Here is a 14666-nt window from a genome sequence, read left to right as displayed (position 1 = left end):
CCTCGCTGTGCGAGGTGATAACCAACCAAATTAAGCACGACGCACAAAGCCTCCTCTAATCTCGGTATTAGCGGGGGCTTTATTTTTGTGTCTATAGCCAGCAGTGAAAGTTTGATACTATTAGGCTCTGGATATTCTTGGTTAACATGTTGTGAGCACACATTTTACTCCTGCTTGGTGGATGCCAGGCCGTCACTTACAAACTATCTTACCGCGCTATTTTCGTCCCGGCTTTAAAGTGGCTTATCACCGCGAAGTGATCACCACCGAAGACGATGACTTCCTCGATCTTGCTTGGGCACAGCCCGCACAACCCGATAAGCCGTTGGTGATTATTTTGCATGGCTTGGAAGGCAATATAGATAGTTTTTATGCTAAAGGCATGATGAAGGCATTGCAGCAATCAGGACTTGATGCCGTATTAATGCATTTTCGTAATTGCTCTGGCGAAGTGAACCGCCAACCTCGCGCTTATCATAGTGGTGAAACCGAGGATCTGGGATTTTTAATTCGCACTTTGCAGCAGCGCTTTGGCCAACGCCCCTTAGCGGCCGTGGGCTTTTCGTTAGGGGGAAATGTACTGGCCAAATACCTGGGTGAGCAAGGTGAAAAAAGTGGTCTCAGCGCTGCGGCAGTGGTCAGCGCTCCCCATGACTTATCCAGTTCATGTCAGGTGATTCGTAAGAGTCTAGGAAAGATTTATCAGCACTACCTACTCGGTAGAATGAAAAAGTCCATGGCGCGTAAACTTCCCCAGCTGCAAGACACGCTGGCACTCAATGAACAACAGTTACGCAATATTAATGACCTATGGGATTTTGATAATCAAGTGACGGCGCCACTGCATGGCTTTACCGATGCTGAGGACTATTACCTAAAGAGCAGTGCCAAGCCCTATTTAAAACGCATAGCCACCCCCACACTAATTATCCATGCAGAGGATGACCCGATGCTGGCACCCGAAGCCGTGCCACGCCCTGAGGATGTGTCACATGCCGTCGACTTACGCGTATCCAAGCGCGGAGGGCATGTTGGCTTTATTAGCAATAAAGGCCTATTTGGGGTGGAGTTTTGGCTCGAGAAAGCCGTCCCTGAGTTTTTTGCCAAACACCTAGGACAATCATGATTATTCCCTATCAAGAACTAAGTAAAGAAGCACTTACCAACCTTATAGAGCAGTTCATCCTGCGTGAAGGAACCGACTATGGTGAAACCGAAGTGGGCAACCAAACTAAAATTGAGCAGGTTTTGACACAACTGAAAAACGGCGAAGCACTGATTGTGTACTCTGAGCTTCATGAAGAAGTGAACATTATGAGTGCACAGCAGTTTAAGCAAATGCAGGCCGAAGAAGGGGATTACCAAATCGATCGCGATGAGTTTTAACTCATCGCCCCAGAGCATACAAACTCAATAAGGCCCTGACGTCCGCGAATCCAGCAACGCTTTACAAAACTCGAGTATGGAATGGGCCAGTCCTGACAAGACTCGTATATGTTTACGTATCCCTTATGTAGTGAATTGTCGCAATATATAAAAAAGGGATAGATGCCAACATGAAGAGTATAAAATAAGCTATAAATAAACGCCGAGTGGTTGTTGATACTTGAGCTAATTTATCTTCAACGCCATACCGCCTAGCGGTCCACCTTAAACAGTAAAAACCTCCAAAGTGTAAACCACCTAAACCCGCTAAGATAAAGTTCAGCGAGTACATGCGCTGCCCATCACCAAGAATGTCTTCCATTTCTCGCATTCTCTTACCCTTTATCAGCCAGTGGAGCGGCAACACAGCGAAGATATATAGCACTATACAAGCAAGGCTAATATACATCTCTATATGGTGTAACACTATTTACCTCTCATACATGTCGCTTAAGCACTTTCCAAAGGCTCGCTGATCCGCATCGGCTAAATAAAAAGCGCTCAGTTATTCATAAACTCTTGGATAAAAGCCTCGCTAGCGACGTTTAAACATTGTGTAGTGATACTAGCATCCATCAACTGCCTGCGACCAAACCGACTACCTGTACACCGCCCTATTTTGCCACCCCATTCAGTCGCTTGTGCACGCGATGTAATTGCATTTGGCACCTGCGGAGCAATAGACGCCATGCACTCGGAAAGGTGGTTTTGAGTATGCTGCACACATTGATTGAAATTATAAGTGAAACAAACACGGGCAAATTGCTCGGGCTGACAAAACATCTCTGGAAACTGTTGTTCAAACATATCGAGGAAATGATCCGATGCTAGCTCTTTTTGCGCCAAAGAACTCAGGGGAAGAAGCGAGATAAACGCAATTATCGCCTTTTTCATTATATGTTCTCAACAGGATAAGTTTGCTTCGCGGTACCGGTTGAACTGTTATATAAGATGGCATTTTCAGGTGGCATTGCGTACTCCTTGCTAAAACGAACTTCCTTGCTGTCTACATTATATGCACGGCTGTTCGCTTGGCAACCACCGCGCTGCACTTGAGTTACCGGCTAATTCTAGCGACAATGGTTCACTCACTACGATAACAATAAAGAGCGGCAGATATGAAACTTTCCACCCTAGGCGCAGCGCTAGCAATCGCACTAGGCAGCACAAGTGTTGCAGCACAGGATGACTACCAGGCATCAGAAAAAGCAATTCAACTGGCAAAAGACAATATTCTTATCGATACCCATATCGATGTACCCTATCGCATTCACAATAAATGGGATGATGTCAGTAAAGCGACCGAACGCGGTGACTTTGATTACCCGCGTGCTATCGAAGGCGGCCTTAACGCGCCGTTTATGTCTATTTACATTCCCGCCCATTTAGAGTTCGAAGGTAAGGGGAAAAGCTACGAGTTAGCAAACCAACTTATTGATATGATGGAGGCGCTCGCGTACCGTGCCCCAGACAAATTTGCCATTGCTGATTCAGTGGCCGATGTTGAGCAGCAGTTTAAAAATGGCGTTATGTCGCTGGCAATGGGGATGGAAAATGGCTCACCCATTGAGGGCGAGCTAAAAAATCTGCACCACTTCTATGAGCGTGGTGTGCGCTATATCACTCTTGCGCACTCGCAAAGTAACCACATTTCTGACTCAAGTTACGATATTCGCCGCAAATGGAAGGGATTGAGCCCATTTGGCAAAGAGTTAGTACAGGAAATGAATAACGTCGGCATGCTTATTGATGTTTCGCATATTTCCGACGATGCATTTTATCAGGTCATGGATATTTCCAACGTACCGGTTATTGCCTCGCACTCATCGCTGCGTAAGTACACGCCCGGCTTTGAGCGCAATATGGACGATGACATGCTACTCGCGCTGAAGAAAAATGGCGGAGTGATCCAAATAAACTTTGGCTCTAGCTTTGTGACTAACCAAGCCAACACTTGGTACGACCGCCGTGATGAAGCGCAGCAGCAAGCCAAGCAGTCTGGTAAGGACACCACCGACTTTAAAGCCGCATTCCGTAAAAAGAACCCTTTCCCTTATGCCAGTTTAGAGCAAGTGCTGGATCACATTGATCACGTAGTGGAGCTTATTGGCATCGAACACGTCGGTATTGGCTCTGATTACGACGGTGTTGGCGATTCATTGCCGGTGGGTTTAAAAGACGTGTCGACTTACCCTAACCTAGTACAAGGGCTATTAGATCGTGGCTATAGCGACGCCGACATTAAAAAGATTTTAGGCGAGAATCTGCTGCGAGTATGGCGCCAAGCCGAAAGCTACGCCAAAGCCCATTAACTCATAAAGCCCGGTTCATGCCGGGCTTTTTTACCGAACGCAAGCGTTTTAAGTGCCGCAGAAAGTTTGATACTGCTCATCACTAGTAGTGGGCGGGTGCTGTAGATAGTGATGTTGTGCTTGCACTTGATAAGGGTCTTTTAAAGCCGCCAGCAAGGGCGCAAGCTTGTCACTGTGGCCTTGCTGTTCAAAGTCCGCAATCACCGCTTCGACTTGATGATTACGGGGGATCACCTGGGGGTTCGCCTTACTCATCAGGGTCGCACTTTGGCGCAAGTGTTGGTTCACCAGGCTCTGCCATTGCTCTAACCACGGGCCTAAATCCGCTTCAAGTTGAGTCAAGCCCGTTTGTTTACCTTGGCAATAGTCAGTGAGTTGCGCAAAGGTATTGGTAAAATCCAATTGCTGTTGCTGCATGCTCATCAACAGCTCATTAATTAATGGCTCTTGCTCACCGTCCGTTGCCAGTAATCCCAGCTTACTCATCCACATCTGTTTTAATGCCAAATTAAATTTGTCACCAAATTGGTTTAGCGCATTCGTCAGCGCTTCCACCGCCTGTTCTCGCGACGCCGCAAACAGGTCAATTAAGGTCTCAGCAAAGCGCGCTAAGTTCCAGTTGGCCATCTGTGGCTGATTACCATATGCATAGCGGCCTTGGCGATCTATCGAGCTAAAGGCACGATTAAAATCAAATTGATTGATCATCGCACACGGGCCGTAGTCTATGGTTTCACCACTCACCAGGGTATTGTCGGTATTCATAACGCCATGAATAAAGCCAACCCGCATCCACTGTACCACCAGCTCAATTTGCTTCGCCATCACCGCATTAAACAAAGCCAGTAAACGCGCGTCCCCCGTTTCACCTGCCAACTCCGGGTAGTGACGAGCAATAGTTAGCTCCACCAGCTGTTGCAAGGCTTGCGTTTCTTGCTGCGCCGCCAAAAACTGAAAGCTGCCGACGCGGATGTGGCTACTAGCAAGACGGCTGACGATGGCACCGGCACTTGGCTGCTGGCGCATAAGGGTCTCGCCGGTTAAGGCCACGCCTAAACAACGGCTGGTAGGCACACCCAACCCTGCCAGCGCCTCACTCATAATAAACTCACGAATTGCGGGTCCTATGGCACAGAGGCCATCGCCGCCACGAGAAAATTGCGTAGCTCCCGAGCCTTTCAGTTGAATATCCCAGCTTAAACCTTGCTCATCCACTAACGCGCCAAGCAAATGTGCCCGCCCATCTCCCAATAACGGCACATAATTGCCAAACTGATGTCCAGCATACGCTAAGGCCGTGGTTTTCTTCACTCCTTGACCCAGCAGCAAGCGCTTTTGCTCATCGTCGTCTAGGCCAAATTGCTCAGCCAGTGGGGCGTTCCATAACAACACTTGGGCTTGCTCAAAGTGCTTAACTTCGGCCTGATGACTCAGGGCTGGAATATGTTGATATGGATTGTGAAGCTTCATAATTGTCCTTAGCTGGCGATGCCAACACGGTTGTCGCCAACACTGTAGGCGATAAGTAAGCTGAGCTCTTGTAAAGAGCGGCCGCTTTGTTGTTGCAAGTCGTTAAACATAGCTTGAATAGCCGTGAGTGAGCGTTTGCTATGCAAACCACCGTCGATCACCTCGTGGGCGCGGCAATAGGCTTCCACATCCCGCGATAACACAAAGGTGTCTTTGCCCATACTGCGCAGCGCGTAAGCCCCAGTGTTACCACCTAGGCGCGCTCCCTGTTTTTTCAAATACTGCCACAGACCAATAATGTCGGTGCTTGGCCACTGCGCTACGAAGTTGCTAAAACTGCCGTGCTGCTGCGCTGTTTCATAGATCATATAGCAATTTTCGGGCACCGTTTGTACCTTTTTAAAATTGCGCACGATGCGCTCATCGGCGGCCTTTTGCTCGAGCATTTCTGGCGACATCATCAGCAGCTTATCGATATTGAAGTCCCAAAAAACCTCACGAAACCCTGACCATTTGGCATTAATAACCGACCAATAAAAGCCACTTTGAAATATCTTACGAGTAAATTCTTCTAACCAGGCATCATCGCTAAGGCGCTGCAGTTGTGCGGTGCTCAGGGGTTGACTCAATAAGGCTTCTAGCTGCGCTGACGAGCCTTTTCGCTCAAGCGCACGCTCGTATATAGCGCGATAGGTTTCCATAACGTACTTACCAATAGACTCTATAGCCGCTATTTAAACATGCGAGCAGCATCAGGAGAAGGCTCTATAAGCCCATAAAAGTGCCGTTGTTTTGTCGCGCTACTTCGCGCATTAACGTGGAGAACTTGATCATATCCCGTGAGGCCCCGCTATGGCGTTTAAAGGCGATACCATGAATCCGAGCAATGGGTTGATTGCCATGGTTTCGATTGAGGCGATTAATTTGTGCCAACGCTGCATCATAGCTAGTGCCGGTATAATCATCACCAAACACATACAGGGCTAAATCACCTTGGTAACGGGCATAAGCCTTTAAGCTAGCGGCAATCCCCTCAACCGGTGAACTGTTTGAGCTGCCACTCCAATGCTGCAATCCCCGTAATACCCCGGCTCGTTGCGCTTTACTATCGCTACGCCATGAACCGAGTTGACTGCCACCTAACACATCACCGTTATCGGATAACACCTGAAAGCCGGTAACTTGAGGGTGGTTGTTAAGTACCTCATCCAGCGTTGTTAACACACGCGGCCAAATTGTCTTCATTGACCCTGAGGTGTCGATAATAAACACCACATAATTACTATCTACCGGAATGCCGCCTACTTCATCATCACGTGCTGGGGCCTGAGCGGCACTAATGGCTGCTCGTTGGCGTTCAATTAAGCTTTGTTCGAGGCCAGAGGCGGCATCGCTCAGTTGCTGCACGTTATTTTTGGCACGGGCCACTTGCGCTTCCAGTGCGCGTTGCTGGCTGGCATTACTGGCACCTTGTGCTTGCGCCTGCGCCAATGCTTGCTCACTTTGCTTAAGCGCTTGCTGTAATTGCTGTAGTTGCTGCTCGGCGCCATCGAGGGCAATCACTAGATTGGCAACTTGACCGGCGTCGTTATACTCGCCCTGATCGGCATTTTTTGCTAATAAAATAAGCATAACAACCGCCCCAAAGGCACAGGAGATAATATCCAAAAACGACAGGCTGAATATCTCTATGGGCTCGCGTCTTTTCATGGCCAACTCCCAGCCGGGCTTATCATTAAGCCACCGGTGGCATTCGCCCAGTTCCAATAAAGAGCCGGAGCTAAAGGGTCGCCCTCAAGCGGTAACAACACAATATGGGTGGGCACCTTTGGGGCCGCCTCGGCAACACTAAACTGATGAATACGCGCACGGCAGTCACCATCGATTGTTTTCATATTGCCGCTCAGGGGTTTGCAGTTTTTAGTTTCCCGAAACCCGGGGGCACCGGCCATCATGGTGGGTAAGCCATCGGTAATGATATACAGGGCATCAAGGTTTTCCAAGGTACTGCGCATCGTCTTTAAAGCGGTATATAAGTCTGTGCCATGCTCTGGCACCAAGGCATCAATATCGGCAACGATGGCTTGCATGCTGGACTCAACTTTGGCCGAGTTGATAGCGCGCAGACCCAGTACTTGGGTGCTGGAGTTAAAGCTTATGACGCTGACTTGAGCATTGTTAGGAAGGCGCGCTAACAGCCATTTTGCTACGCGCTTAGTGCGCAGCCATTTAGGTCCTTGCTGTTTTTGCTGCACCGAGCCGATTTTTCGCCGGATCACCTGAATTAACTGCTCATCGGTCATTGACGCACTGGTATCAATCAAGATACCAATGCGCTGGCCCTCGACCTTAAGGCCCAACAAGTATTGCTCTTCACCACTCCCACTCAAGGCGACAGAATCATCGGCCTTGGCCGGCCCCGCTGCGGCAATTGACTGCTGTAACTGAGCGACGAGTGCTTGTTGCTGCGCTAAGGCCTGCTGCGCCGCTTGTTGAATCACTTGCAATGCCTCCACCCGCGCCTTACTGATCTGCCCATCCGCCTGCGCTTGCTTAACTTGCGCGCTCATATCGTCCAGCTGTGCTTGTGCTCTCTGAACACGCTGCTCTGCAGCCACCAACTGCTGCTGTAAGCGCTCTATTTCGGTGCTGGGCACTGCTGTATAAGCTTGAAACTTAATGACAATTAAGATCAGCAATACCGCGCCAAGGCCACATGCCATGACGTCTAAAAAAGATAGGTTAACCCCCTGCTCAGCGCGGCGTTTGAACATCAGCAGTTACTTATGCAAATGCGTCAACAGATGGGTTTCACAGTTGTTTTTGGTCTTCAGCACCATTTCATCTTGGCGGTTATTTAAGTGGAACAACACATACATCAAGACAATGGATAGTAGCAGTGACACTAAGGTTGAATTAAAGGCCACGCCAAGCTTATCGACCATGCCGGCAATATCCCCAGCGACGGCTTCTTCGGCCTTGGCCAGCGCCGAGCCGATACCACGCACTGTGCCGACAAAGCCGATACTGGGAATGGCCCAAATGAAAAAGCGGATCATGGCGTTACCTGCCTCTAACTGCGCGGCAAGAGACTCGACGCTATCACGAATCGCATCGGCAGCGTGCTGCACGTTTTGCGTGTTTTTATAACGACGTAAGCAGTTGATCCACGTTGCAACTGAGCTGTTTTTCGCACTTTCGCCTTGCTCCAGATAAGCCAAAGCCTCATCCACAACTAAAGGTTTATCCTTGGCAAAGGTTTGCAAATAATCGAAGGTAAACACCGGCTCCTCTTTACTGACAATGCGATAATATTTATACGCCATCAGAATCAAGCAGAATATAGCCAAGGTGATACAAGCCTGTTGCTCGGCATCTTTGAGTATTACCCACACATTCGCTGTGGCTCCGGCCCCATGAGCGGCAATAGCGGCCTCAGCGGCGGGACGAATAAGGCCCTGATACAAGAGGTGCACAACAACGACGGTAAGCACAAACACACTCACCGACACCCAAAGTGGTAAATTCATGCGCGTATTATCACTACTCATAGTGCATCCTTAAATATCAACGGGGAAAGTAGCCGGCGAGTCGAGGCTAATTTTTGCAGCCACCGCCACTCCCCCTACCGTGCATGCCAGTATGACACTGACTAAGCCGACAATAAGTTTACGTTTCATTTTTACCTCTCATAACGCGCTATGCGAAAGCCAATAGTGGCACTTGGCCCGTCGCTGATGATCTTTACGGCGCCGCGCAGCGATTGCATGCGCCCAGATAAATAATTGCCCCCTTTAGCAATGGGGTTCCCAGTGGAGCGCGGCCCGATGTAGTCGATATGCACCTGACTCAGATCTGGGGTAACATAAGAGCTGCTATCAAACACCCACTCACTGACATTGCCTGCCAAATCATACAGCCCCGCCTTATCAGCGCGAAAGCTACCGACTGGGGCTTTGTTAGCAAAGCCATCTTGATAGTTGGCAAAGTAGAAAGGCTGCTGACCCTTTAAACTGCTATCAGCAAAGTTACCTGCATCACGAGGAATACGCTCCTTATCGCCCCATACATATTTAGTGGCGCGAGCGCGCTTTGCTTTTTTCGCCAACCACTCCCACTCCGCCTCCGTTAATAACCGGTAACCTCGTGCTTGTGGGTTGATACCAAGCAATTGGTTATTGGCAATGCGATAGTAGGGTGCCAGCGCCTCTTGTTCACTCAACCAATTACAGTATTGCAGCGCGCGCAGCCAAGAGATATTGCTCACGGGTAAAGGGGATGGAGCGACATCTTTAGCGAAGGCACTGAATTGCGCCTCGCTGATCTCATGCGCCGACACCCACACTGTTCGTGAGAAATCGACTTTTACCGGGAACTCATTGCGTTTACGACCTATTTCATTTTGTGGCGAGCCCATGGTAAAGGCATCCATAGAGAAACGCTTCATGTCTATACCTAAGGTTGATACAAACAAAGGCCGCCCTTCCCTACGCCGAGCGTCAAACTCGGTTAATAGCTCAACATGCATAGTGGTTGGGTGCTCAGCGCTCGGTGTAAGCTTTTTGTGTACCGCGCGATAGCCTGGTTTTGCCACCTTCACATCGTGGGCCAACGCTGGCAACGTAGTGGTCAATGGGGTGGTAGCCACAGGCTGCTCATCAATATACACCTGAGCTTGGACATTACTGGTAATAGTCACCTTGCCTTGCTCAGGCTTAAGAGTAATAGGATACGCCTTATGGGCCTGCGGCGGTAAAATCACCTTGCTATTAAAGCTGTAAAACCCTGGTTTGACATAGCGCACGCTGTGCATGGTATTGGCATCAACCGAGAGCTCAGTCTCACTGACCAACTGACCATTAACAAATAAGCTGCCGCCGCTGGGCTGCAAGGTAAAAGCGAGGGTTGCTTGTTGCGCCTCGAGTTGATAGTTACGCTCCACACTTGGGAACTGCTCGGTTACCTCGAGCTCTTCGGTACTGTCTCTGTAGCCCTGCTTTTGCACGGTGAGTTGATAAATACCCCCACTAACGGAGAGGGAGAATGGCGTTTGCCCTTGAAGCTGGTCATTGACATAAACATTCGCCCCACTGGGGACGGAAGCAACGTTCAAGGCGCCCTTAATAGGCTTAAGTAAAGGCTCAAGGGTTAATGTTTGCGCACGCTCTAGTTCAATGCGCTTTTGCCAGCGCTGATAATAAGGGTTCTCTATGCTTAACTGGTATTGCCCTTGCTCAAGGGGCTCACTGATGGCCGCGCCTTTACCCAGTAACCGCCCATCCACGACCCACAAGGTATGCTCGGCGAAGGGCACGGACACTTTCGCTGCCAGCGTGCCCGGCTTTGGCTTCAGCTCCACCTCAACTACACTGGCTGTCGTCGCTGTGATTTGTTGTACATGGTCATAGTAAGTTGGTGAAGAAACTTGCACGCTCACATCACTTGCTAAGCGATATAGCACATTATCAGACAACCACCCCATGCCTGAGGTGACCTTAAACTGCGCCTGTTGCGCAGCAGGCTCAGGTAAGACCTTAATGGTGTGGCCTTTAACTACAAATAGATAGACAACAACCGTAAGTGCTAATAACAGCGCTAGCAAAGCACCAATAAGCATTGGCAACAAAGTGCTTTTTTGCCGTTGCTTGAGTTGTGCGTCTAAATCAGACATAGATCTTAAATCCTTTTAGTACAGGCTATGGTGAGCGATACGCTGTGGCTGTCACTGTTCACGATGAGTTTCTCTTTTACCGTGACATAGCCAGAGCGTCGCCCCTCGATGGTATAGCTGCCGGGCAACAACGGAAGCGTTTTTTCAGTAAACTCACCAAGGCGCTCAACACCAAAAATTCGTACCTGGGTCTCGCCATCAGATAACAAGGTGATCTGCACCGGCGTGGTCATCTCTTTTAGATGCGTACGTAAGGTATCAATACCACGAGCTAAATCCCAGGAGTAAGGTTTGAGTGGTTGAGCGCGGGTGAGCGCTTGTTCGGCTTGAGCACGCACGCTGCTATCACTTAAGCGCTGTGGCCGCGTTAAATACACATTAAGATTTTGCTTGGCGGCTAACACCTCGCGTCCTCGTGCGGCTAGCGCAGTAATAGTGCTATCTCCTGGCGCCTGCTGTAGATATTGCTCGGCTAACCGAATAACCTGTTGCCACTGTTGCTGCTCGCTGGCTTGTAGGAGCAAAGCGCGCGTTTGCTCGGTGCTCAATTGCCTTTGCTGTTTAGCTAACTGAGCCTTTAGCAGCGCCAGGGTATTCTTATCACCTTGCAATTGTGCAATACGCGATATCGCTTGCTGAGCCTGTTGCAGCTGCTGTTGTTGTAACGCCTGCTGAGCCAGCTCTACGGCTGCACTCAATTGGTTTTGTTGCAATGATTCTTGAGCCGCCGCTAATTTTTGTTTTAACTCATCTCGGTTGGGTTGCACTTGAACGAGCTGTTGCAATGCAGTGACTTGCTTAGGTACATCTCGCTCCGCTAACGCTCCTTGATACACGCGCCACCAATGCTGTTGCTGCGCAAAACCATCAATGCGCTGTTGCAATTCCTTGATGCGCGTATCTTGGTCATTAACCGCCGTTAACTTTTGCACATATAACTGCGCTTCCTGCGGGCGCTGCTGAGTCAATGCCTGCTCAGCTTGTTGATACCAGCTATCGGCTGCGTCAAGCCAGTGCTTCTGTAACTTTTCAGCCATGGCTATCGAATGCTTAAGGTGCGTTTCAACCTCGCGGAATTGGCTTTGGGCAAAGGCTTGCAAGGCCAGTTCATAGGCCTGCGTTGCTTGTTGGTGCTTAGCTGGGGCAAAGGATTGAATCTGACTTCGGGCTAATAGTGGTTGATATTGCTGCTCATAAGCAAGTATCGCCTGCTGAGCTTGCTCACGGTGTTGTTCATTTGCCTCAACAGTGCTGCCTGCTGCCTCTGTCGGCGTGCTGGCTTGCTGCTGTACCTCCAAGGTGGTGAAGTAATAAGCCCCAATGCCAGTAGCTACCAACAATACGCTAGCTAGGGCTATCGCCACATAGGTACCCACTTGCGATTGGCGAACCTGAGTCTGCTTTTTTAACTGCTCATCAAGAGAGCTTTGTTCTGGTTGCACAACAATGGCCTTAGGTTACTGCATTAGTTTGCACTACTTTCCAACTGGTACATTTTGCGCAAGTGCGCTTTCCATTGCTCATATTGCTCCGCCGCAGTGCCTGTCAGCTCCACTTCTTGCTCATTGAACTCCATCACCTGAGGGCTTAGGGTGAGGTCTAAGCCTTGACCCATTTCGTCAATAACCGCGGACGCTACTCGCAAATTTTCATTGGCCTGATATGCATCTTTCAATAGCCATGCGCTACCCAACGCTCCGGCGGTTTTTGCTACCGCTGTGGATGTGGAAGTGGAGTTATTACCCAAGGCGAGGGCGGCAATAAAGCCTAATGCACCAATAACCGCTTTAGTATTGCGCTCGGACCGCGCTTCGCGCGCCCGTACGGCTTCCGGTAAGGTCTCTCTTTGCCATTTACGATACGGGCCATTGGTTGTTTGCTGAAAAACAGCAAACTGATCCTGTAGACGGTCGACAAAAAGCATGTCTTGATTACGCAATACCTCAATGCGCTGTAGCATAGGGTCGTTTTCTGCTGGCAAGGCGTTCAACTCGTACTTGTAGAACTGCGTCCCTCTTTTACTTTCTAACTGTTGCGATAAATACCCATCGAAAGCATCGGGGGCATAGTAGTGGGCATAACGCACTAGAGTGGTGTTTTTAAGTTGTTGCTTTTGCTGCTCTGACATATCCGTTAACAGCTCATAGACATAATCGGCTACCTCATCAAACACTGGCTCATAAGGGTCTTTATCTTGGTTCATTGCATCGCGAAAGAAGCTTTCCGATACTTGGTGTTCAAAGTCTTCAGTACCAATGGGCTCACCGCTACTATCGACCACGGTGACTTCTAAACGAATGAATTCTGAGTCTGAATGTAAAACTGTACCTAGCACGTATAAATCGGCACTGGTGTTAGCATTGGGCACCACGGATACGGAACCGAATGCTTTGGTCTTGGCTAAAGCCTGCTTGGTTTCTACAGCAAAACGCTTTGCCTCAGCACGGCGTAATTGTGGCCATATATCTAACTCATCAAGCTCTTGATAATCAACGTGGCCGGTATCATCGTCGATAGGGAAGCCGGGATTAAAAACCGGAATAGCCACATCTAAATAAATATCGCTGTTATACGTATAGCGCTTCGCCTCGGGGGACGGGCTTTGTGATTGCGTAACGCCGGGTCCCACAGCTATAGGCCCAGTCCGTGTAGTAGTAGATTTACAACCATTAACCAATAAGAGTGATATCAACAATGCACTCATTAGATGTATTTGAACTAAATATTTCATGTCACTGCCCATCCTTACTGAGTACAACGATAGTCTTTATACTGCTGCAGTAAAGCACTGCGTGTTGTCTCATTAGTTTCCTTCTGAATCTCTTCGTATAGCATAGTGCAAATTATCGAGTCGTTGTCTTTTGGCGCGACCACTTGCTGCTCTCGACCAGGGCCTGCCTTACGCTCTTTATCATCTACCTCAGTGTTATTTTGTGCTTGCTGTTGTAGCATTTCGTTCTGCGCTTGAGCTTGGTTCAGTGCTTGCTGTGTAGCTTGGGCATTGTTATCGCCAGTGCCTTCGGCCGTCTGCTGTGCCGCCATGCTTTGTTGCACTTGATCCATGCAAGTACTGTATCGGTTAACTGAATCAAGTAACGCATTTTCCATTAGGCTAATACGCTCTTCCTTGGTTAATGTTGCCGGATCGACCTCTTCAATCTCTACCGCCGTACAATCATAAGCGCGATAAGGAGGTTGCTCAGCACTCACCGGTAAACTACTCAATAATATTAATACTACAAAGCAAATACGCATATGCCTCCTCGGCAGAGTTTAACTGCTTTATAAAGACAACAGATAGACTATATGTATCGTTTTTTAAGCCATAAAAGCAATCATTAGTTTGTAGGATTTTGTTAGCTGGAGATCTCAACAGTGGCATTGAGCGCAGCTTTTGCAAGATTGAAATCTAGCCTACAGGTTTGGTGATGGATGTTTAGATGTGTTGTAGGTCAGGGTTTATCCTGACTGGGGTATGCAAGGCTAAAAGCCTTGCCTACAGGTTTGGTTGTGTTGTGGGTCAGGGTTCACCCTGACTAGATGCTGCAAGGCTGAAGCCTGGCCTACGGGTGTGGTGACCGATGATGCTGTGTTGTGGATCAGGGTTTACCCTGACTGGGGTGATGCAAGACTGAAGCCTGGCCTACGGGCGGTTTGGGAGAGCGCTTTTCTGCACGCATAAAAAAACCCGCTGCACTGCTGCAACGGGTTTCTCTAATTAGGAGCCTGGTGATGACCTACTTTCACATGGGCGAACCCACACTATCATCGGCGCAGTTCCGTTTCAC

13 protein-coding genes are annotated in these 14666 nt (G+C 49.1%); 3 read left to right on the top strand and 10 right to left on the bottom strand.

The window, feature by feature from the left end; translation table 11 throughout:
• Positions 1–151: 151 nt before the first annotated feature.
• On the top strand, positions 152–1126 hold the full coding sequence (locus tag EXT46_RS13915) for a hydrolase (RefSeq protein ID WP_026111259.1): 975 nt from the start codon (positions 152–154) through the stop codon (positions 1124–1126).
• Entirely contained in the window at positions 1123–1386 is a 264-nt protein-coding gene (locus EXT46_RS13910) for a YheU family protein (protein ID WP_045979527.1), read from the top strand. Before EXT46_RS13915 ends, EXT46_RS13910 begins: the two co-directional genes overlap by 4 nt.
• 540 nt (positions 1387–1926) lie before the next feature.
• Here EXT46_RS13910 and EXT46_RS13905 read toward each other — a convergent pair.
• On the bottom strand, positions 1927–2319 hold the full coding sequence (locus EXT46_RS13905) for a hypothetical protein (protein ID WP_130147969.1): 393 nt from the start codon (positions 2317–2319) through the stop codon (positions 1927–1929).
• 224 nt (positions 2320–2543) lie between these two features.
• Here EXT46_RS13905 and EXT46_RS13900 point away from each other — a divergent pair, with 224 nt between their 5' ends.
• Entirely contained in the window at positions 2544–3737 is a 1194-nt protein-coding gene (locus tag EXT46_RS13900; protein WP_022945922.1) for a dipeptidase, read from the top strand.
• A gap of 48 nt (positions 3738–3785) precedes the next feature.
• Here the strand turns inward: EXT46_RS13900 and EXT46_RS13895 are convergent, their stop codons facing one another.
• The 9 genes from EXT46_RS13895 to EXT46_RS13855 all read right to left on the bottom strand — a co-directional run bounded on the left by EXT46_RS13895 (position 3786) and on the right by EXT46_RS13855 (position 14133).
• A complete protein-coding gene (locus tag EXT46_RS13895) occupies positions 3786–5207 on the bottom strand; it encodes a protein adenylyltransferase SelO family protein (protein WP_130147967.1) in 1422 nt (473 codons plus the stop codon).
• 8 nt (positions 5208–5215) lie between these two features.
• Positions 5216–5908, bottom strand: a complete 693-nt coding sequence (locus EXT46_RS13890; protein ID WP_045979530.1) for a DNA-3-methyladenine glycosylase I — start codon at positions 5906–5908, stop codon at positions 5216–5218.
• A 64-nt stretch (positions 5909–5972) separates the two neighbouring features.
• Positions 5973–6917: a VWA domain-containing protein gene (locus tag EXT46_RS13885; RefSeq protein ID WP_045979531.1), complete on the bottom strand. Its 945-nt coding sequence runs from the start codon at positions 6915–6917 to the stop codon at positions 5973–5975.
• Positions 6914–7981 carry a vWA domain-containing protein gene (locus EXT46_RS13880; RefSeq protein ID WP_130147965.1) on the bottom strand — a complete coding sequence of 356 codons (1068 nt, stop codon included), beginning with the start codon at positions 7979–7981 and terminating at the stop codon, positions 6914–6916. Before EXT46_RS13880 ends, EXT46_RS13885 begins: the two co-directional genes overlap by 4 nt.
• Before the next feature lie 6 nt (positions 7982–7987).
• Entirely contained in the window at positions 7988–8758 is a 771-nt protein-coding gene (locus EXT46_RS13875) for a MotA/TolQ/ExbB proton channel family protein (protein ID WP_130147963.1), read from the bottom strand.
• Between the two features lie 131 nt (positions 8759–8889).
• On the bottom strand, positions 8890–10878 hold the full coding sequence (locus EXT46_RS13870; RefSeq protein WP_130147961.1) for a PEGA domain-containing protein: 1989 nt from the start codon (positions 10876–10878) through the stop codon (positions 8890–8892).
• Between the two features lie 5 nt (positions 10879–10883).
• On the bottom strand, positions 10884–12320 hold the full coding sequence (locus EXT46_RS13865; protein WP_130147959.1) for a hypothetical protein: 1437 nt from the start codon (positions 12318–12320) through the stop codon (positions 10884–10886).
• A 23-nt stretch (positions 12321–12343) separates the two neighbouring features.
• Positions 12344–13609 carry a hypothetical protein gene (locus tag EXT46_RS13860; protein ID WP_240701142.1) on the bottom strand — a complete coding sequence of 422 codons (1266 nt, stop codon included), beginning with the start codon at positions 13607–13609 and terminating at the stop codon, positions 12344–12346.
• 14 nt (positions 13610–13623) lie between these two features.
• The gene (locus EXT46_RS13855) at positions 13624–14133 is read right to left on the bottom strand and encodes a hypothetical protein (protein ID WP_130147957.1); all 510 of its coding nucleotides are present in this window, start codon (positions 14131–14133) and stop codon (positions 13624–13626) included.
• Between the last annotated feature and the right edge of the window lie 533 nt (positions 14134–14666).

The organism is Pseudoalteromonas sp. CO325X (genome assembly GCF_004208955.1).
In the GTDB taxonomy this organism is placed as follows: domain Bacteria; phylum Pseudomonadota; class Gammaproteobacteria; order Enterobacterales; family Alteromonadaceae; genus Pseudoalteromonas; species Pseudoalteromonas ruthenica.
The sequence above is the reverse complement of the archived record's forward strand: the minus strand, read 5'-3'. Positions and strand labels throughout refer to the sequence as shown.

What these genes read in the sequence shown, in the direction of transcription:
- EXT46_RS13900 (WP_022945922.1), top strand. Translation starts at nt 2,544, where the DNA reads ATGAAACTTTCCACCCTAGGCGCAGCGCTAGCAATCGCACTAGGCAGC.
- EXT46_RS13910 (WP_045979527.1), top strand. Translation starts at nt 1,123, where the DNA reads ATGATTATTCCCTATCAAGAACTAAGTAAAGAAGCACTTACCAACCTT.
- EXT46_RS13855 (WP_130147957.1), bottom strand. Translation starts at nt 14,133, where the DNA reads ATGCGTATTTGCTTTGTAGTATTAATATTATTGAGTAGTTTACCGGTG.
- EXT46_RS13895 (WP_130147967.1), bottom strand. Translation starts at nt 5,207, where the DNA reads ATGAAGCTTCACAATCCATATCAACATATTCCAGCCCTGAGTCATCAG.
- EXT46_RS13860 (WP_240701142.1), bottom strand. Translation starts at nt 13,609, where the DNA reads ATGAAATATTTAGTTCAAATACATCTAATGAGTGCATTGTTGATATCA.
- EXT46_RS13905 (WP_130147969.1), bottom strand. Translation starts at nt 2,319, where the DNA reads ATGAAAAAGGCGATAATTGCGTTTATCTCGCTTCTTCCCCTGAGTTCT.
- EXT46_RS13885 (WP_045979531.1), bottom strand. Translation starts at nt 6,917, where the DNA reads ATGAAAAGACGCGAGCCCATAGAGATATTCAGCCTGTCGTTTTTGGAT.
- EXT46_RS13890 (WP_045979530.1), bottom strand. Translation starts at nt 5,908, where the DNA reads ATGGAAACCTATCGCGCTATATACGAGCGTGCGCTTGAGCGAAAAGGC.
- EXT46_RS13870 (WP_130147961.1), bottom strand. Translation starts at nt 10,878, where the DNA reads ATGTCTGATTTAGACGCACAACTCAAGCAACGGCAAAAAAGCACTTTG.
- EXT46_RS13880 (WP_130147965.1), bottom strand. Translation starts at nt 7,981, where the DNA reads ATGTTCAAACGCCGCGCTGAGCAGGGGGTTAACCTATCTTTTTTAGAC.
- EXT46_RS13875 (WP_130147963.1), bottom strand. Translation starts at nt 8,758, where the DNA reads ATGAGTAGTGATAATACGCGCATGAATTTACCACTTTGGGTGTCGGTG.